The organism is Nocardia sp. NPDC058114 (assembly GCF_042884695.1).
GTDB lineage: Bacteria > Actinomycetota > Actinomycetes > Mycobacteriales > Mycobacteriaceae > Nocardia.
Window position 1 is genome coordinate 1463632 of sequence record NZ_JBHVTK010000001.1, and the last position, 19058, is coordinate 1482689.

15 protein-coding genes, 1 pseudogene and 1 other annotated feature are annotated in these 19058 nt (G+C 65.8%); of the genes and pseudogenes, 7 read left to right on the forward strand and 9 right to left on the reverse strand.

Annotated features, from left to right (window positions below; all coding sequences use genetic code 11):
* Positions 1-40: 40 nt before the first annotated feature.
* Positions 41-748: a hypothetical protein gene (locus ACFVVI_RS06760; protein WP_387443785.1), complete on the reverse strand. Its 708-nt coding sequence runs from the start codon at positions 746-748 to the stop codon at positions 41-43.
* Positions 749-1347: 599 nt separating this feature from the next.
* Here ACFVVI_RS06760 and ACFVVI_RS06765 point away from each other — a divergent pair.
* The 3 genes and pseudogenes from ACFVVI_RS06765 to ACFVVI_RS06775 all read left to right on the forward strand — a co-directional run bounded on the left by ACFVVI_RS06765 (position 1348) and on the right by ACFVVI_RS06775 (position 6761).
* Entirely contained in the window at positions 1348-1734 is a 387-nt protein-coding gene (locus tag ACFVVI_RS06765) for a toll/interleukin-1 receptor domain-containing protein (protein ID WP_387443787.1), read from the forward strand.
* 12 nt (positions 1735-1746) lie between these two features.
* Positions 1747-5424, forward strand: coding sequence for an FxSxx-COOH system tetratricopeptide repeat protein (fxsT, locus tag ACFVVI_RS06770; RefSeq protein WP_387443789.1), 3678 nt, complete (start codon positions 1747-1749; stop codon positions 5422-5424).
* Between the two features lie 95 nt (positions 5425-5519).
* Positions 5520-6761 (forward strand): annotated as a pseudogene (locus ACFVVI_RS06775) (IS3 family transposase).
* Positions 5806-5934 (forward strand) — a sequence feature (AL1L pseudoknot). (Overlaps the previous pseudogene by 129 nt.)
* A gap of 75 nt (positions 6762-6836) precedes the next feature.
* On the opposite strand, the gene ACFVVI_RS06780 reads toward ACFVVI_RS06775, so the two are convergent.
* The gene (locus ACFVVI_RS06780) at positions 6837-7379 is read right to left on the reverse strand and encodes a hypothetical protein (RefSeq protein WP_387443791.1); all 543 of its coding nucleotides are present in this window, start codon (positions 7377-7379) and stop codon (positions 6837-6839) included.
* 341 nt (positions 7380-7720) lie between these two features.
* On the opposite strand from ACFVVI_RS06780, the gene ACFVVI_RS06785 reads away from it, so the two are divergent.
* Positions 7721-7861, forward strand: a complete 141-nt coding sequence (locus tag ACFVVI_RS06785) for a hypothetical protein (RefSeq protein WP_387443793.1) — start codon at positions 7721-7723, stop codon at positions 7859-7861.
* A gap of 108 nt (positions 7862-7969) precedes the next feature.
* On the opposite strand, the gene ACFVVI_RS06790 is transcribed toward ACFVVI_RS06785, so the two are convergent.
* From ACFVVI_RS06790 to ACFVVI_RS06805, 4 genes are all read right to left on the reverse strand, one after another.
* A complete protein-coding gene (locus ACFVVI_RS06790) occupies positions 7970-8614 on the reverse strand; it encodes a nuclease-related domain-containing protein (protein WP_387443796.1) in 645 nt (214 codons plus the stop codon).
* Positions 8615-9212: 598 nt separating this feature from the next.
* Entirely contained in the window at positions 9213-10457 is a 1245-nt protein-coding gene (locus tag ACFVVI_RS06795; protein WP_387443797.1) for an RNA polymerase sigma factor, read from the reverse strand.
* Positions 10454-10846: a YciI family protein gene (locus ACFVVI_RS06800; RefSeq protein WP_387443799.1), complete on the reverse strand. Its 393-nt coding sequence runs from the start codon at positions 10844-10846 to the stop codon at positions 10454-10456. The genes ACFVVI_RS06795 and ACFVVI_RS06800 overlap by 4 nt, the downstream gene beginning before the upstream one ends.
* A gap of 336 nt (positions 10847-11182) precedes the next feature.
* On the reverse strand, positions 11183-12052 hold the full coding sequence (locus ACFVVI_RS06805; RefSeq protein WP_378987250.1) for a universal stress protein: 870 nt from the start codon (positions 12050-12052) through the stop codon (positions 11183-11185).
* A 203-nt stretch (positions 12053-12255) separates the two neighbouring features.
* Between ACFVVI_RS06805 and ACFVVI_RS06810 the strand changes: the two genes are divergently transcribed.
* Positions 12256-13188, forward strand: coding sequence for a CHAD domain-containing protein (locus ACFVVI_RS06810; RefSeq protein ID WP_387443803.1), 933 nt, complete (start codon positions 12256-12258; stop codon positions 13186-13188).
* Positions 13189-13191: 3 nt separating this feature from the next.
* Here ACFVVI_RS06810 and ACFVVI_RS06815 read toward each other — a convergent pair whose 3' ends face one another.
* The 3 genes from ACFVVI_RS06815 to ACFVVI_RS06825 form a co-directional block, all read right to left on the reverse strand.
* On the reverse strand, positions 13192-14928 hold the full coding sequence (locus tag ACFVVI_RS06815) for a GAF domain-containing protein (protein ID WP_387443805.1): 1737 nt from the start codon (positions 14926-14928) through the stop codon (positions 13192-13194).
* 41 nt (positions 14929-14969) lie between these two features.
* Positions 14970-15614 (reverse strand): response regulator, encoded by a 645-nt coding sequence (locus ACFVVI_RS06820; protein ID WP_378987241.1) that lies wholly within the window; start codon positions 15612-15614, stop codon positions 14970-14972.
* Positions 15615-15680: 66 nt separating this feature from the next.
* A complete protein-coding gene (locus ACFVVI_RS06825) occupies positions 15681-16094 on the reverse strand; it encodes a hypothetical protein (protein WP_387443808.1) in 414 nt (137 codons plus the stop codon).
* Positions 16095-16221: 127 nt separating this feature from the next.
* Between ACFVVI_RS06825 and ACFVVI_RS06830 the strand changes: the two genes are divergently transcribed.
* Together ACFVVI_RS06830 and ACFVVI_RS06835 are read left to right on the forward strand one after the other, a co-directional pair.
* Positions 16222-17928, forward strand: a complete 1707-nt coding sequence (locus ACFVVI_RS06830) for a SulP family inorganic anion transporter (protein ID WP_387443810.1) — start codon at positions 16222-16224, stop codon at positions 17926-17928.
* 90 nt (positions 17929-18018) lie between these two features.
* Positions 18019-18918, forward strand: coding sequence for a universal stress protein (locus tag ACFVVI_RS06835; RefSeq protein ID WP_387443812.1), 900 nt, complete (start codon positions 18019-18021; stop codon positions 18916-18918).
* The last annotated feature ends 140 nt before the right edge of the window (positions 18919-19058 follow it).

Below are 19058 nucleotides of genomic sequence, written 5' to 3' on the forward strand. Positions count from 1 at the left end.
CCTGCCACCGATTCGTCACGGGTGGCCGATCCAGCTCGAATCATGTTGTCGGCCAGATACCGATTCCGTGACCGAGCTCGCCCGCGGTGGCTTGTATCAGGGCGATGACGCTGACAACCGGCTGGGCGAGCTTTCCGCTGAACGTGCCGTTGTCGCCGGTATCGAAGCTGCCCGCGTGCATGCCGATCAACGCGCCATCGGCACCGAACCAGGGTCCACCCGAATCGCCGTAGGTGCCATAGGCGGTGCCCCACAGGACCGACAGATCATGGGCGAGGGGATGGATGAGTACACCGAGGATCTCGCCGTGGGTGAGGCCCGTGGTCCTACCGTACTTCGTCATGGCCTCGCCGGAACCAGGTATCGACACGGCCTTGAATCTGGTTGTCACGTGGACGTATTCAGCGAGGTCGAACAGTGTGTAGCCGCGGGCTGCGCCGATACCTCCCAGGCCCCCGTCCTGGTCGTCTCTTCGGGCGACAACATGTCCGATGATCGCGTCCTCGGTTGTCACCGACTGGCCTACTGTGTCCGAACAGTGCCCCGCTGTCACTCCGAAGCGGGATCCGGCCGAATTGATGACGAAGAACCCCAGGGTGCAGCCGTGTGAACCGCCGATAGTAATCGCCTCACCCGCATGAAGGTCCAGGTTTGCCGCTGTAGCGGGCATTAGGCTCGACATCACCACGACGATCGCAACTGTCGCCGTGATCGCCAGGCGGGCAGGCCCTTTCAGCCAAGTGTTCACTGCTCTCCCACATGCACTGGATCCAGATCTTCGCCGAAGGCGCACAATCGGTTTCGGCATAACACCGCGACCTGGCTGCCCGCACGACGTATCTCGCAACGTGGGTTGTACGGTGCCACCTCTCGTCGTGGTTGTCATCGAAAGTTCGTTGGTGTAACGACCGGAAGGGCGGCGAATCCGATTCCCGGCCATCGCGCATCACTCGAGTTCGCGATGGATCATCAAGCGGTTTTTTCATGTATCGGTCGTTTGGTTCAACAGCCCTCATGTCGGTCTACGTCGTGTAATCGGCTGCATCGCAGAAAGTTTCTTCGCGCCGGCAAGTCTCGACACATCGGAATCTCTTGCCAGGAGGTGGCTGGTCGACGCCGTCAAGGGGGATTCCGTAGGATGCTCCATCCCGGCGCACATCAGTCGTGTCCTCGACGGGTTGATCGGACCAACTCAGCGAGTGCCTGGTCCCGAGCGTGGAGTCGACGGCGCTATCGCTTTCCTCGCGCCGAACTCAGGGTGACACCATGGATCGATCGGATAGACTGACGCACCGCGAGCCATGACCGAGCTATCTTATTGCGAGGCTGCGGAGTTCGGGAGGACCGATGAGCAACGTCTTCGTGAGCCATCGTGGGGCCGATTCGGTAGCAGCGGAGCGACTCGCCAACGATCTCCGCGATCGGGGCCACACTGTATGGCTCGATGTCTGGATGATCGGTGTCGGCGATTCGATCGTCGCGAAGATCAACGAAGGTCTGGCGGGGACAACCTATCTGGTGCTGGGGTACTCCGCCGCCGGATCGGTGAGCCCGTGGATGAGTCAGGAATGGATGTCGGCCTTGGCTCGCCAACTCGACGGGGCCGACATCAAAGTGCTGCCGGTGCGACTGACCGGCGGTGAACCGCCTGCCATTCTCGCCGGTATCAAGTATGCCGATCTCGTCGCCGACTGGACTGCGGGAATCGACGCCTTGTGCGCCGCAATGAGGTGAAACGGTGAAACGGTGAAACGGCAAGAGGTTTATGTCCTGTGCGCCGAGGGAGAGGAAAACTTCGCCGAGCAACTCGCGGGTCCGTTGCGCGAGGCCGGCTACGGCGTCACACATGCGGGCACCGTCGCCGTCGGCGAGTCTCAAATCTCGTCGGTGAACAACCTGTTGATGACAGGCGCGCCGTTGGTCGTATGCGGCACCATGAAAGCCGTCGGCAGCAATTGGGCGAACAATATCGCCCATGCCGCACACTCGAACGGCAGTAATCGGGTGTTCGTGGTGCAGATGGACGGCCGGGCACATGTCAAGCAGCTGGCTGTGGAAACCAAGGTGGCCAGATTCGACTTGGATCCCGCCCAGGGCGTTCGTGAACTGCTCAGCGCGCTCGCTCAACGGTTTCCACCGAACCCCACTGTCCTCGAATCGATTCCGAGATCCGATAGTCAATACACCGATCAGCTTCGGACAACGACCGGTTTCGACTTCGACGCACTGCGGCGTTTCCGCGGCGACCTGCGGCCCGAGGTCGAAGCCCTTTATCCGGCGATCCTGACTCCGCGCGAGTTCCTGGAGCGCGCCGCGCTGATCGATCAGGGACAGCTCACCGGCACCGGCGTCCTGCTCTTCGGCGACCGAACCACGCTGATGTTTCCGGCGGCGCAGGTGCAGTGCATGCGGTACTACGGCCTCGACCGAGCTTCGCCGCGCGAACGCGAGCGCTTCGGCGGCACAGTTACCGACCAGATCGTCGCCGCGAGGGAATTCGTCGCTCGGAACGTGCGACGCGGCGAACTTCCCAGCAGAGAACAAGCGGCCGCACTACCAGTCTACGAGTATCCGATGCTCGCGGTCCGCGAGCTCATCGCCAACGCGGTGGTGCACCGCGACTACTCGGCCATGGATGCCTGGGTACACGTCCGGATTTTCCAGGACCGGCTCGAAGTATCAAGTCCCGGTGTATGGATCGACCGGGATCTCACCGATGGGGTGCAGCGCGAATTATCGACTCTCGTCGGACAATCCAAGAAACGTAATCACCTGCTGGCAAGCATTGTGTCGTGGATCAGCTTGGTGGAAGCCGATGGCAGCGGAATCCCGACGGTTCTGCAGGACTGCGCCGAGATCGGAGCGCGGCCTCCACTCGTCGAACAGGACCAGGGCTTCATCACCGTCACACTGTGGCCCCGGCCGGATCCGACGCACATGGCCCGCGAGGCGAGCGAGAAGAGCATCGTCGTCGGAAAGTTTCCGGCCGCACCACCCGCGTTCATCGTGCGATCGACGGAAACTCGTCTAGCCGAAACACTGTCAGCTTCCCCGACTGCGGTGGTCTGCGCGGTCACCGGTATGCGCGGCGTCGGGAAGACTCATGTGGCAGCGGCCTACGCACGGTCCTGGATTCAGGATCGGCGCGGTTTGGTCGGCTGGGTGAATGCAGAAAGCGTCGGCACTGCCGTCGTGGATCTCGCCAGAATCGCCGCGGCCGTGGGGGTTCAGGATCCCAAGGGTGATTCCATGGTGTCCGCGGCCAGACTACGCGAATGGCTGGCGTCGTGGCCGGGGGATTCGTTGATCGTGTTCGACAATGCGGCCGGTCCGGATCAACTACTGCCGCTCTTGCCCATGCTGGGACGCACCCGGGTGGTGATCACGAGTACCGACGCTGCCTTCACCGAGCTCGGTGAAGTCGTCGAGATCACCCAGTTCATGCGTGCCGAATCGGTGGAATACCTGCGGACGCGGACCGGCCTGGACGACAAGATCGGCGCTGCGGGAGTGGCGGCCGAGCTGGGTGATCTGCCGTTGGCACTGGCCGCAGCGGCGTCGAACATCCGCCAGCATCGCACCCGCGACTATTCGCGCTACCTGGACGAGTTGCGACGATATCCGGTGCGGGAGGTACTGCTCCGAGTTCCCGGTCACGAGTATCGGAATTCAACGGCCGCGGCGTTATTGATGTCGGTGGATGCCGTTATTTCCGGCTCCGACCGGCTGGTCCCCCGGTTGATCGCGGTGCTGGCGGTGCTGTCGCCCGATGGCGTCCGACTCGATGTGCTCAGCTCCCTGGACGATCGGCACGGAAGTTCAGGAACGCCTTCACCAGCTCTGTACGGCGCGATAGAACATTGCCAGCGCAGTTCGGTGCTGTCCTGGTCGGTCTCCGGCGACATGTTGACCATGCATCGGCTGCTGGCCCGCGTCGTCCGGGAACGGGCAGGCGCCGATGAAACGCTCCGCGAATGGCATGCCGATGCGTTGCATATCCTGGAACCACACATGTTCGAGGAATCGCATGCGTGGAATCGCAAAGAGCTCGGCTTGCACCTGATTTCCCAGATCGAAGCTCTCTGGGCCTCGGGGATCGGGGACGCGCCGAGGGAGACGGTCGAACGCGCCGCGGCCGCACGGTCGTGGGCGGTACGTCAGCTGAGCGCATCCGCGGATTTCACCCGGGCCGCCGATGTCGCCCGACAGGCGGTCGCCGACTTCACGCGAACCCTTGGCCCCGACCATCCGCAGACGTTCACAGCGCGCAGGAACCTGGCCGGAGCCCTTCGGCAGCGCGGTCGCTTGAGCGAGGCGATCGCGCTCTACGAGCGAACTGTCTCGGACTGCGAACGCGTGCTGGGGCCCCGTCATCCGGATACGTTGACTGCGCGGAACAGCCTTGCCGGGGCGTATCAGGCGGCTGGGCGGCTGGCGGAGGCGATCCAGTTGTTCGCGTACACGCTGTCGGAACGGGAGCAGGTGCTCGGACCGGACCATCCACATACTTTCGTTTCCCGTGACGAGCTGGCAGGCACATACCGTACGGCGTTGCGCGACAGCGACGCGATTCCGTTGTACGAGAGGACACTTGCCGACCGGGAACGTGTATTCGGCGAGGATCACCCGGACGCGTTGGCCTCGCGGAACAACCTCGCGAGCGCCTATTGGGCGACCGGACGTCTCAGCGAGGCGATCCCGCTGTTCGAACGGACTCTGGCCGATTGCGTCCGAGTGCTCGGACCGGACCACCCCGATACGCTTACCGCCCAGAACAACCTTGCCGGGGCTTACCGATCTGCGGGGCGATTGCCCGCCGCGATCACGTTGTACGAACGGACTCTGGCCGATTGCGTCCGAGTGCTCGGACCGGACCACCCCGACACCCTGTCGTCTCAGAACAACCTCGCCGGGACCTATCGATCAGCAGATCGACTCACCGACGCGATCGCCCTGCACCGACGCACGCTCGACGCACGTCTACGGATTCTCGGACCGGACCACCCGGACACGCTGACCTCACGCAACAATCTGGCCGGTGTATACAAGTGGGCCTTGGCGTTCAAGGACGCAACCGCGGAATACAAGCGAACATTGGCAGACCGGGAACGGGTTCTGGGCCGCGATCATCCCGAAACTCTCCGCACGCGCTATGATCTCGCATCCACCTATCGTGCGGCTCGCCGGTTCGACAAAGCGATCGCGACCTTCGAGGTGGCGCTGGCGGATCTCGAGCGGGTGTGCGGTCCGGACTACCCGCTGTCGATCGAAACGCGGAAGAAACTCGAAGACGTCCGACGGTTGGCGGCACGACCGGAAAGATCAGGCATGGGGGTTCTCGACCTTGATCTAGGCGAGGAGCCGCAGGGCGAACCCACCCAGATCGTGCCGATCGTCGATTTCGGCCAGTCCAACCCGATGTGATCCGCACAGTAGGCACCGGTATCTGCCGTTGCCAGAGCAACTTGAACCGTCTCGGGTTGGAAGCCGCTTCTTCCTAGTGGAAGATGGTTCTCATCATGACGAAGCGTTACCCGCCCGAGGTTCGCGAGAAGGCCGTCCGCCTGGTCTTGGAGCGCCTCGATGAGTTCGAGTCCCCGTATGCTGCCGCCCGCGCGATCGGCCCGCTGGTGGACGTGCATTACGAGACGTTGCGGGTGTGGGTGAAGAAGGCGCTCGCCCAAGGCGCCTCGCTGGCCGGCAGGGCCGGCGCGGGGTTGTCGGTAGCCGAGCGTGAGGAACTGGCCAGGTTGCGTAGAGAGGTCCGAGATCTCAAGCAGGCCAACGACATCCTGAAAGCGGCCTCGGCTTTTTCGCGCGGGAACTCGACCCGCGACACCGCTGATCGTCGGGTTCATCGACGAATACCGTCAGGTCTTCGGCGTCGAGTCGATCTGCCGTGCGCTCACGGCGCACGGAATCCAGATCGCGCCCCGGACTTACCGCAAAGCTCGCCGCCGACCGGCGTCGGCACGCGATTACGCGGATACACACGTGGAGAACACATTACGTGTTCTGACCGGCCAGCCGGAGGATAGGTATGGCCGCAGGAAGATGACCCGTTATCTGCGCCGCCGCGGCCACGACGTGGCCTTCTGCACCGTGGATCGGTTCATGCGCGAACTGGGCATGAACGGGTGGTGCGAGGCCGCAAGCTGCGCACCACGATCCCGGGCAAGGACGGCGTGCGCGCCGGTGACAAGCTCAATCGCGACTTCACCGCCGCCGCGCCGAATCTGGTGTGGGTCGCCGATTTCACCTACGTGTCGACCTGGACCGGATGGGCGTATGTGGCATTCGTATTCGACGCCTACTCCCGCGCGATAGCCGGCTGGACCACGGCCACCACGAAAACGACCGCGCTGGTGTCCAAGGCACTCAACATGGCCGTGTGGCGGCGTGATCATTACGGGCACCCGATCGAGCTCGGACTGATCCACCACAGCGACGCCGGATCGCAATACACGTCGGTTTAATTCACCGAGTCACTTGCACTGCAGGGACTCTCAGCATCGATTGGATCAGTTGGGGATGCCTATGACAACGCTCTGGCGGAATCGATCATCGGCTTGTTCAAGACCGAGGTCGTCAACCGGCACGGCCCGTTCAAGACGCTCACCGAGGTCGAGTTCGCGCTCATGGAGTGGTGCGACTGGTACAACAACGCCCGGCTCCACTCCCGGCTGGGCTATCTGAGCCCGGCCGAATACGAAGCCGCGTACTACTCTCAACAATCGCCACGCCGACCGGCGCTGGTCTGAAACCGAAGCCGGTCCCTAACTCGTGACGGTTCAGTTGGGCCGTCAACGGCCAGTCGAGCAACGGTCCGGTGAGTGTCACGGAGCCACGGCCAGCCGTTCTGCGGGGAAGAATGCCGCTGGCCAAGTGGCGGGAACCTTCTTGTGTTCTTTGCGGGCAGCTGTGTCGAGGCGGTCGAAGCGTCGGAGTACCGCGATGCCATCCCGGACGGTCTGGCCGTGAACTTCTATCGCGGCATCGAAGGAGACAGCGGGGTCTTCGGGCCTGAAGATCCGTGCTATGCCGTGCATTGCGTCGTTCCGGCAAGAAGCCCAATTACGGATCTCGGCCGTCACATCGCGGAATTCGGTGTCGTGCTCGATGCCGGAGGCTTTCTCGTTACCGATGAGCTTGGTGCAGAGCGGGCCGATCGCAGTGACCTGAACGGTGTCGGTGCCTTGCAGATGGCTGAGGCGGCTCGCGAGGCGATCTCCGATCAGCGAGTCGAGAATCGCAATCGCCTCGAGGTGATAGCCTTGACTGGCGCACCGCTCGACGCGATCGAACGCCTCTGCGTAGCGCCGCCAGCGCTTGGTTCCGAGACCGTTTCCGTGAGACTTTTCACGCTTGGGCTTGTCCATCGTTCCCCGTCACAAGTATGCGGAGCTAGGTGTTGCACCGCACCGCGATCTTAGAGTGAGGCACGGTTGACCCGCGCGTCTGCCTGGATGCGGCCGGGCAATCACGTGTACCGGAACACAAGATAGAGCTCTATAACGCGTTTGAGCTCCAGGTGCGCTTTGCACACCTGGAGCATCGTGCAACTGTTAGTGCATCCCTGTGTGGGGATAGCACTGGTGTCCGGAGGGGGTATCGACCAGTACACCAACCTATTACAACCCAGGAAGGTGCTGGTCATCGGCGAATAGCGGTGCGGTCGATGTAGTGGGTCGTTGAGGTCAAGATCGTAGCGAACAAGGCTGTGCTCGCCGCCGATACTGTCGCTCAGTACCTGCTGGCCACTGTCGCTGTGCCGACGTGGTGGCGAACGTGGATCAGCCCGATAGTACTGCTGCTGGGCATCGGTCTCGCGTACGCGTCGACGATGTTCGCCGTGCGCTGACATGGGCGGGTCTCGCCGCCCGTCACGCTCGAGGAAACGCTCTCGAACTGCAGCCCACCGAACTACCGGGGCCGACCACAGCGCACCGCAGTCGGCCCAACGTCCGGGTTATGCGCGCGTGCGGATCGGTTCGCCGAGCGCGTCGGCAAGGATGGTCGGGTTGTTCTGGAACAGCGGGCCCAGGCCGAGTCTGGTCAGCACGCGCGCGACCTGGTCGCTGTCCCAGCGGGCTGGTTCGGCGTGGTCCAGGTGTAGGTAGTAGCGCCATACGTCGTAGTCCTCGATCACGATGTCGATCATCGGTGGGGTGTGAGCGCAGTCCAGGCGCGGAACCTGCTGCCTCGGAAGCAACATCACCAGTGCCATCCCGTGGACGAGACACTGTTCGCCGGTCACCTCGGTGATCCAGTTCTTGGTGGCCAGGCTCGCTGCGCGGGCCTGCTCGGCCGGGTTGTGGCCGGTGTCGTTGCCGTACAGGTCTGCGACACGACCGTCGTCCATGAGCCACGGCCCGTTCGGTGGCACCACCAGCACTCCGTCCTGGCGTCGGCGAAAGCCCTTGATCTCGGTGGCGATACAACGTTGCGGTGTCCAGACCAGAGCGTCGACCTGACGGGAGCGGCGGCCGCGGCCGGGGACCTCGACGTTGAGTATCGCGACACCGGGCTGGTTCGGGCTGGCCTGGACCCAGTTGGCGAAACGCAGCGCGGCACCGGACAGATCCCGGCGCCGGTTGTTGACCAGCAGCAGCATGCCTCTGCACCCCCGTTCGGTCCCCGTCGGCGAGCCACTCCCGCCCGGCTACGTGGAACCTGTCGCACCAACAGTATCGGCTGAGAACGGCTGCGCTGGTGGCGATTTCGGCTACGGTGAAGCCGCAGGAGTCGAGTATCCGGGCGCCGCGAGTCGGTGGCGGTGCACGACCACGGCTCGCTCTCGGTGAGGCGGTGGACATGCTGCGCATCGTGGAGGAATACGACAAGGGCTACTACGCGCACTTGCGCCGATCGAGCGCAGCGATCAGGTCGGGAACCTGTGGCTCGATCTCGGCGCTGACCAACGCCAAAGATTCTCGGAGTTCGCCGCCCAGTTCGATCCGGCGACACTCGGCGCCGAGCCTGCTCGCACTGCCGGCGAGCTGTTACTGCCGGAACCCCGTATGTCTCCGGTCCAGGGAGGGATCGGGCAGGTCGACGATCTCGAAAACCTCCGGGCCGCCGAAGCGGCTGAACTGCGCTGCGCGCTTGACGCACTCCTTCCTCAGAAGAAGTAGCGGATCCGTCGATACCGCGTGTGTGGGCACCCCTGTCCGGCCCATGGCACGTTTCGACTCCATTACCTCAACCCTGCGTCATTCTCGGCCGGCGAGGCGACGCATCCGATCGTTGAGGTACCGCTGTTCAGGGACGCTGGTGGCGAGTTGAGCGGCCCTCCGATAGCTTTCGACGGCGCCGGTCCGGTCGCCGATCATTTCCAGGAGGTGTGCGCGTACCGCGTGGGTTCGGTGATGACGCCGCATCGACGGGTTGTCGAGCAGGGGAGCGATCAGGTCCAATCCCTGCTTCGGGCCAAAAGCCATGCTGATGGCGATGGCCCGGTTGAGCGTCACCACCGGGCTGGGTCCCACTCGGTCGAGCATGTCGTAAAGGATGCTGATCTGCCGCCAGTCCGTGCTCTCCCACGTGGGCGACTCCGCGTGCACGGCAGCGATCGCCGCCTGCAACTGGAACCGGCCGACGTGGCCGCGGGGCAGGACCCGCTCCAGGATTGCGACACCTTCCGCAATCAGGTCCCGGTCCCACCGGGAACGATTCTGTTCCGCCAACGGGATCAGGTTGCCGTTCTCGGTGCGGGTCTCCGCTCGCGAGTGGGTGAGCAGCATCAGCGCCAGAGCGCCCGCAACCTCGTCGTGATCCGGTATCGCACAATGCAATTGACGGGTCAGCCGGATTGCTTCACCGGTCAGACTCCAATCCACCAGTGCGCCACCGGCAGAACGGGTGTGACCCTCGGTGAACAGCAGGTGGCACACATCGAGTACCGACGTTACGCGCGAGGGCAAGTCCTGTTCGCTCGGGAGCTCGAACACAGCACCGGCCGACCTCAGGATCGACCGAGCCCGGGTGAGACGTTGCGTCATGGTCCGGTGCGGAACCAGGTAAGCGGCAGCGATCTCGCGGGTTCCCAGTCCACCGACGGCGTGCAGAGTCAACGCAACCTGCGAGGAGCGGCTGAGACTCGGGTGACAGCACAGAACGAACATCTGCAGCATGTCGTCGCAGTCGCCGGCAGTCGCCTGATCCGCCGACGGCGCGATGTACGCGCCGCCGGGCTGTGCGACGGCCACCGCCTCTTCGCGCCCAGCCCGTGCGCGGTCGGCCCGCAACCGATCGATCAATCGCCGCGACGCCACGGTGATGAGCCAGCCGCGTGGATTGGCAGGCACCCCGTCGCGACACCACTGCACCGCCGCCGCCTCGGCTGCTTCCTGGGCGGCGTCCTCGCAGTCTGCGAAGTCACCATGCCTGCGCAGCAGGGCAGCGAGGACGTGCGGCGACTCGTGCCGCCACACGTCCTCCACCACCGGGTCACTCACTGGTCGTCGCCGCCCGGCCACATCGTCGGCCGCAGTTCGACGGTTTCGCCAGGGCCAGCGAATTGCGCGGCGATCTCCTCGGCGCGGGTGCGGTTTTCCACATCTATAAGGAAGAACCCCGCCAGGTGCTCTTTGGCCTCCGAATACGGCCCATCGGTTACCAGCGGTTTGCTGTCACTCCACCGATACAGCCGCGATGATTCGGGCGCCCCGAGGGCTTCGCCCGTCAGCAACTCGCCCTTCTCCTGCATCTCGCCGAGCAGCTTCTCGAAATCGGAGTTCATTTGACCCCGCTGCTCCTGCGACATCGTCTGGTACTCGGGCAGGTAGTCACCCGTCGGATGTCCCCAGGGCTGCGGATTGGAGTGAATCAGGATCACGTATTTCATCACGACTCCTTCGCGATCGCGGATGCGCCGGATGACCCATCCTTACCTGAACGTCGGAGTCCACGCCCTGATATCGACATCCCAGTTGCGTTCGCCTACCCGCCGTGCGAGGGCGAGGTTCTGCGGCGCGGGCGGAGTACGTCTTGCTGGTCCACTGCCGCCCTCCTCGCCCTATGTCCGTGGTTGCTTGATGCCCGGAGTTGATCCCGAGCGCTGGGGGTGACCGGATCGGCGGGCCTGAAGACCGCTGGCCCTGCCCGGCGAAACGACCTACTGCTATGTGGTCGCCGAGGATGGTGCCAGGTACCGGATTCCGCGTCGAGCAGCGCACGTAGTTCAATTGCAGGTGGTGGGCCTGGCGATGATGAGCGGGCATTCGGCGCTGTGCAGTACCGCCTGGGAGACCGAGCCCAGAGTCATGCCGGCGAATCCGCGACGGCCGTGGCTGCCGACGACGACGAGTTGTGCGGCTGCGGAGGCGGTGAGGATCGCTTCGGCGGGCAGCTCCTCTGCGACGACGCGCTCGACCGACACCTCGGGGTACTTCTCGGCGTAGCCGGCCAGGCATTCCGACAACACCGCTTCGGCCTCGGTCTGCATGGTCGTGCGCGCTTCGTAGCGGTAGAACTCCGACCAGGTATGGACTGCCACCAAACCCGCACCGCGTTGTGCGGCCTCATCGAACGCGATCGCGATCGCGTCGGCGCTGCAGGGCGAACCGTCGACACCGACCACCACCGCGCCGGTGTCGGCTACCGTTTCCGGAATCACCGCGACGGGGCATTCGGCGTGGCAGGCGAGTGATGTGCTGACCGAGCCGAGCAGGGTGCGACGCACTGCGCCGAGCCCACGGCTCCCGACGACCACCAGCCGCGCCGATCTGCTGCGCTCGCGCAGCACGGAAACCGGGGAACCGGACACCGCGCCAGTGGAAATGACGGTCTGGGCGATGAGGGGGACCTTCGCGGCCGTTGCCGCAGCCGCGGCGACGATGGATTCGCCGTGGGTGCGCAGCTGTTCCGCATCGTAGAGTGGCCCGACGAGGCCCGGTCCGTAGTCGACCGGGACATCGATGGCGTAGACGAGCTGCAGCGGGGCGCGGTGCCGCGCGGCGTACTCGGCAGCCCAGCGCAGGGCGATGCGGGACTGCTGCGATCCGTCGACGCCGACGACGACCGGCCGGTTCGGATGTCCAGGAGTGAACATGATGTGGGCCTTTCTGTTTCCTCCACTGTGAGCCGGGCTTTCGCAGCGCAGCAGGGTCAGATGTCCCGTGCGGAGAGGCACTAGGTCGTCGGCGAGAACACCCCGATCGGGGACCTGCGGGGGCGAACGACCCTGGGCGGGTGACGGTGTTGCGAGCAGGGTGGAGACAGAACCGTTCACCCACTCAGCAAGGCAGGTTTGCGATGAAGACCGAGAGCCCTCTCACCGTCGATGTCCGCGAGCCCGCGTCGGTGAGCACGTTGCTGGCCGGCTACCTGCACACTCAGCGCGAGACGATCCTGGATGGTCAGATCACGGTCGAGGCGCACGACGATCCGGATTCGGTCCCCGCCATGGTGATCGCGGCGCGGCGGGCCCGTAGCGTCCTGAGCGCACACCGGCGAACCGTTCATGCCGAGCCGGAGGTGCGCAGACTGATCGAGGAACTGCGCTGGTTCGGTATCAGCGTCGGCGCGGCCCACGAGCTGCGGACACAGTCGGCGCGATTGCACGCCGCCGTTGATGTGCTGCGTCCGCGCTATGTCCGCGGACCGGTGCGCGCCAGGATCAGCGAGTACTTCGGGGAACGAACCAGACTCGCCTGGATGGCCGCCTGTGACCTGCTCGGATCGGCCCGGTTTCCCGCGATGATCGAGGACCTGATGGCCGAGGAACGATTGCTGTGCGGCGGCGTTGTCGCGGGGATCGACGATGTCGACAACACCGTGGTGCTCGGCGCGTTGCTCGATCGGGTCAGGTCGCGCATGCGTGCGGTCGATTCGGCGGGGGAGGAAGATGCCCGCGACGCCGCGATCCACGCATTGCGCAAAGCGATTCGGCGCACCCGCTACTACCTCGAGAGCGTGCGCAATCTCGCGCCGGCGCGCACCGCGCAGGCGTGCGGGGGCATGACCGCCATACAAGATCTGCTCGGCGAGCACCAGGACGCGGTGGTGGCCAAACACCACCTGGTCCAGATCGCCAGGGAAGCTGAGAACGCCGACGAACCGACATTCACCTACGGGTTGCTGTTGCAGCGCGAAATCGACCGGACCGAGCAATGCTCGGCGGACTTGCCGTCGGCCTACTGGCGATCACTGCGTGATGCCCGGGTGATGGCGGACGTGCACGCGTAGAAATCAGTCCAGCGGTGCCGTCCAGCGCATGGTGGTTCCACCCTGGGGCCTCGGCGCGATGGTGAAGGTCCCGCCCATCTCCGCGGCGCGGGCCGCCAGATTGGCCAGGCCACTGCGGCGGCCGATCTCGGGGTCGATACCGGTCCCGTCATCGGTGACCTCGATCGACACCTCGTCGCGCACGGTGAGCTCCACCGCCACCGTGCTCGCCTTCGCGTGCCGCACGACATTGCTCACCGCCTCGCGCAGGACGGCTTCGACATGATCGGACAGCGGTGGCTCGAGCACGGTGACCGGCCCGGCCAGCCGGACCGTGGTGCGCAGACCGATCTCGTCGGTCATATCGGTGATGATGTCGTGCAGGCGTTTGCGATAGGTCGAGGAGTCGGTGGTGGTGTTGCTCTGCAGGTCGAAGATCGAGAAGCGGATGTCCTGCACGATCGCCTGAATGTCGTCGATGGTCTCGTCGAGACGCCCGCGCACCTCGGTCGACCTGGCTCGCTGCATCGTGCCCTGCAGTGACAGGCCGACCGCGAAGAGGCGCTGGATGACGTGGTCGTGCAGGCCGCGGGCGATGCGGTCGCGGTCGGCATAGACGTCGAGTTCGCGCATCCGGCGCTGGGTGTCGGCCAGCTGCAACGCGACCGCGGCCTGGTCGGCGTAGGTAGTCATCAGCGCCTGGTCGATCGCGCTGAGCTGCGCCGCACCGGCGGGAAACACCGAGGTCAGGACGCCGGTGACCGAGCCGTTCGCACGCAGGGGCAAGGTGAGGACCGGCCCGAAATCGTCGACCGAGTCGAAGATCGGGGTCTGGGTGGGGGAGTCGGCGGCGACGGTGCGCCCGGACCGGAACGCCTCGGCCGAGTGCGAATCCTCGAGTGGGATGTGCTTGCCGATCAGGCTGTCGGCATCGATCCCGGCGGCGGCGACCACGACCAGTTCGGTGATCTCGTCGGGGGGAACATCCGGGTCTTCGGGCAGCGCGAGAAACGTGCAGGCCGAATCGGTGAGGGCGCGTCCGCGTTCGGCGACCAGGCCGAGCACATCGGCGGACGGGCTGCCCGCCAGTAGTTCGGTCGCCACATCGCGGATGGCTTCGAGCCACTGCTGGCGGACGCGCGATTGTTCGTAGAGCCGGGCGTTCTCGATCGCGATGCCCGCGGCGGCGGCGAGCGCCTGCACCACCACCTCATCGTCTTCGGTGAATTCTTGACCGCCCGCCTTCTCGGTCAGATACAGATTGCCGAACACCTCGTCGCGCACCTTCACCGGCACGCCGAGGAAGGTCCGCATAGGTGGGTGGTTGGCGGGGAAGCCGACCGAGGACGGGTGGTCGGAAAGATTGGACAGCCGAATGGGTTTCGGGTCGGCGATGAGCAGGCCGAGGACGCCGTGCCCGCGGGGCAGGTCGCCGATCAGCACCCGGGTGCGATCGTCGATGCCCTCGTAGACGAACTCGGCGAGCTGATTGCTGTTCTTCTCGGTTTCCCGCACGCCCAGTGCGCCGTAGCCGGCGTCGACGAGTTCGATCGCGGTGTGCACGATGGTGCGCAGGGTGTTGTCCAGATCGAGCCCCGCGGTGATCACGAGCATGGCTTCCATCAGCCGGTCCATCCGGTCGCGCACATCGACGATCTGGGCGATCCGGTCCTGGACTTCGGCGAGCAGTTCACGCAACCGCAGCTGGGACAGGGTCTCGGTCACCGGCGCCCGGCCACTGGCCCCTGACGTGTTGTCCATAGGGCGCATTCTTCCACGCCGGGGGTGGGTGGCGACGGCTGTTACCTGCGCTGTTCCCGATTCAGGTCGGCCGCCATGACCGCGGCCTGGGTCCGGCGCTCGACACCCAGTTTGGTCAGCAACCGGGACACATAATTCTTGACGGTTTTCTCGGCGAGGAACATGCGCGCGGCGATCTGCCGGTTCGTCAGACCCTCACCCAGCAGCGACAACAGCGTGCGTTCCTGTTCGGTCAGGGTCGCCAGCGGGCCGGTCTTCTCCTCCGCTTCCGAGCGCAGCTTGGCCATCAGGGCGGCCGCGGCCCGATTGTCGAGCAAGGACTTGCCTTCGCCGACCTCGCGCACGGCGCTGATCAGTTCCAGGCTTCTGATGTCCTTGACGACATAGCCGCTCGCACCGGCCAGAATGGCGTCGAGCATGGCCTGTTCGTCGGTGAACGAGGTCAGGATCAGGCAGCGCAGCTCGGGTTCGGTCGAGAGCAGTTCACGGCACAGTTCGATGCCGTTGCCGTCGGGTAATCGGACGTCGAGCACGACCACGTCGGGGCGCAGTGCCGGGATGCGGGCGAGGGCTTGCGAGCAGGATCCGGCCTCGCCGATCACCTCGAGATCGGGTTCGAGGGCGATCAGGTCGCCCACGCCGCGCCGGACGATCTCGTGGTCGTCGACCAGGAACACCGTGATCATCGCTGACTCGCTCTCGCCTCGGTCGGGCTGTCGTCTCCCATCTTCGCGCATCATCGTCGGCTCGGTTCAGCGTCGAATCGCGGAGCGGTGGGTGAGCGGTGGGGCGCCGAGGGTGGCGATCGTGATGGCCAGGACCACACACAGCGGCTGCAGCCAGCTGAATTCCCGCAAGATCAACAGCTGCAACAGGATCCAGCCGATCAGCGCGCAGGCGGCGATCATCGCCGTCTGCGCGGTGCGCTTGTCCTCGCGGGCGGCATCGAGGGTGACGACCGTCATCGGCAGACCGACCACGAGTGCCAGCAGCACCCCGGCCAGGATCGGGCTCTGCCACGGCAACCGGTCCTCGGCTGTCGGTCCGAGCGTCAGCGCCCCAGTGATCAGGGCGAGCGCCCCTGCGAGCGCCCACGTGGCCAGGAAGCCGGTGATCAGGCACAGGACGGACCGACGGGGGTCGAATCGTCGCAGGTAGGTGGACATGGGTAAAGCCTCGCGCGTTCGGGCCGGTCACTGGCAGGGCCGAAGGTCACGCGGAACAGGGACCCGGGTCCCGATCCGGTGACGTTCAGCTGTCTCGGCACCGGGTTCGGCGCACAATGCTGGGACGGTGTGGACACGTGTGCTGCCGGGTCTTCGGCAATTCCAGGGTTATCGACGGGCGTGGCTGCGTTCGGACGTGGTCGCGGGCGTGACGGTCGCCGCGTACCTGATCCCGCAGGTCATGGCCTATGCCACGGTCGCCGGACTGCCGCCGGTGGTGGGGCTGTGGGCGGCGGTCGCCCCGCTGGCGGTGTACGCGCTGCTGGCGACCTCACGACAGCTGTCGGTCGGACCCGAGTCGACCACCGCACTCCTCACCGCGGTGACCTTGGCACCGCTGGCCGCGGGCGACCCGGAACGGTATGCGGCGCTCGCCGCGGCGCTGGCGCTGCTGGTCGGGCTGGTGTGCCTGCTGGGAGCACTGATGCGACTCGGGGTGCTCGCGGATCTGCTCTCGTATCCCGTGCTGGTCGGGTATCTGGCGGGGACCGCCGGGCTGATGATCGTCGGCCAGCTGGGGCAGGTCACGGGTGTGCCGGTCACCGGGACGTCGGTCACCGCGCAATTGCGCTCGTTCGTCGCCGAAATCGACCAGTGGCATCCCGCGACCGCCGCGGTGGCGGGTTCGGTGCTGGTCCTGCTCCTGGTGATGGCGAAATGGGCACCGCGCGCACCGGGCCCGCTGATCGCGGTACTGGCCGCGACCGTCGCGGTGGCGGTGATCTCGCCGCAGCGGCTCGGGATCAGCGTGATCGGCGCGGTTCCCGCCGGTCTGCCGACGCCGGCGTTTCCGGGTGTCGGTGTCGATGAGGTGTCCGCGTTGCTGCTGCCCGCCGTCGGCATCGCGGTGGTCGCCTTCTCCGACAACGCACTGACCGGGCGGGCGTTCGCGGCGCGCCACGGCACCCATGTGCAGGCCGATACCGAGCTGGCGGCCCTGGGGGCGACGAATGTGGCCACCGCGCTGACCAACGGATTTCCGGTGAGCTGCAGCGGGAGCCGCACCACCATCGCCGACCTGCTCGGTGCGCGCACGCAGCTCTACGCGCTCGTGACTCTCGCCTCGGTGCTGGTCGTACTGTTCGGCGCGGGCGGCGTGCTGGCCGGATTCCCCTATGCCGCGCTGGGCGCGCTGGTCGTCTACGCGGCGCTTCGGCTGATCGATGTGGCCGAGTTCCGCCGGATCGCCCGCTTCCGGCGCAGCGAACTGGTGCTCGCGCTGGGAACCGTGCTCGCCGTGCTGGTGCTCGGTGTGCTCTACGGCGTTCTCGTCGCGATCGCCCTGTCGGTGTTCGACCTGCTACGCCGCCTCGCCCGCGCGCACGACGCGGTGCTCGGATTCGTTCCCGGTCTCGCGGGCATGCACGACGTGGACGACTACCCCGACGCGAAACCCGTTGCGGGACTGGTGGTCTACCGCTACGACGCGCCACTGTGCTTCGCCAACGCCGAGGATTTCCGCAAGCGGGCGCTCGCCGCCGTCGGGTGGTGGCGCGAGCGAAGCGGGGAACCGGTGCGCTGGTTCGTGCTCAGCGCCGAGGCCAATGTCGAAGTAGATCTCACCGCGCTCGACGCGGTCGAACAGGTGCGTGCCGAGCTGGTCTCGCGCGGAATCGTCTTCGCGATGGCGCGGGTCAAGCAGGATCTACGCGAGGAGCTCGATGCGAGCGGGCTTACCGAACGCATCGGTCCCGATCGGCTGTTCCCCACGCTGGCAACCGCGGTGGCGGCGTTCCGATCCGATCCGGGGCCGATCGGCCCGGTCGCGCGATGACCTTGTCCCCTGATACGGCGGGCCGGACCCGACGATGCTCGATGTCGAGAGCGCGATCGTCACGCGATCGCGATGACGAGAGGAGCGATGATGAGCGACGAGCACCAAGCCGAACACCGGACCAGGTCGGTGCTGGCGGCGGTCGACGGTTCCGCGAGCTCGTATCAGGCCGCCGCGTGGGCGGCGGCCGAAGCCGCCCTGCACCACCTGCCACTGCACATTCTCACCTCGGGCGCGGTCCAGACCGGGTTCGGGCCCGGGATGTCACTGGGTGAGGCGGACCTGGAGTGGCTGCGCGTCGACGCCGAGCGGGTCGTCGGGGAGGCCGAACGCGTCGCCCGCGCCGCGGTGCCCGACGAGGACCTCGCGATCACCACCGAGGTGAGTTTCGAGCTGGCGGCGCCGCTGCTGATCGAGCGCTCGACCTCGGCGCAGATCCTGGTGGTCGGCAGTCGCGGGCTCGGCGCGTTTCAGCGCGGTCTGCTCGGCTCGGTCAGCCGCGCCGTGGCCCAGCACGCGCATTGCCCGGTGGCGGTGATCCACGGCATGGCCGGGATCGATCCGGTGTCGGCGGCGCAGCCGGTACTGGTCGGCGTCGACGGCAGCGCCAACAGTGTGCCCGCGGTGGAACTCGCCTTCGACGAGGCGTCGCGGCGCAAGGTGGAGCTGGTCGCGTTGCACGCGTTCAGCGATTCCAGCGCGCTGGATCTGCCCGCGTTCGGGTGGGAAATGGGCAGGCAATCGGCTGAGGCCGATCTCGCCGAGGCACTGGCGGGTTACGCAGAGCAGTATCCCGACGTGCCGGTCCGCCGCATCGTGGTCGCGAACCGGCCGGTGCGCTCGCTGCTCGACGAGTCGGCTTCGGCGCAGTTGCTGGTGGTCGGCAGCCACGGTCGAGGTGGCTTCTCCAGCATGCTGCTCGGGTCGACGAGCAACGCGCTCCTGCATTCGGTGGAGATCCCGACGATCGTGGTCCGCAGCAGGCTGTGACCAGCGAACGGCTCGGCGAAATACTAAGGCGGCCACCGGAATCCGGTGGCCGCTTTCGCCTGTGTCGTCGTGGTCTGGTCATTGCACCGTGAGAATCTCGGCGAGTGACCTCCGCGGAGTGGGCGGTGGTTGCTGGTCGT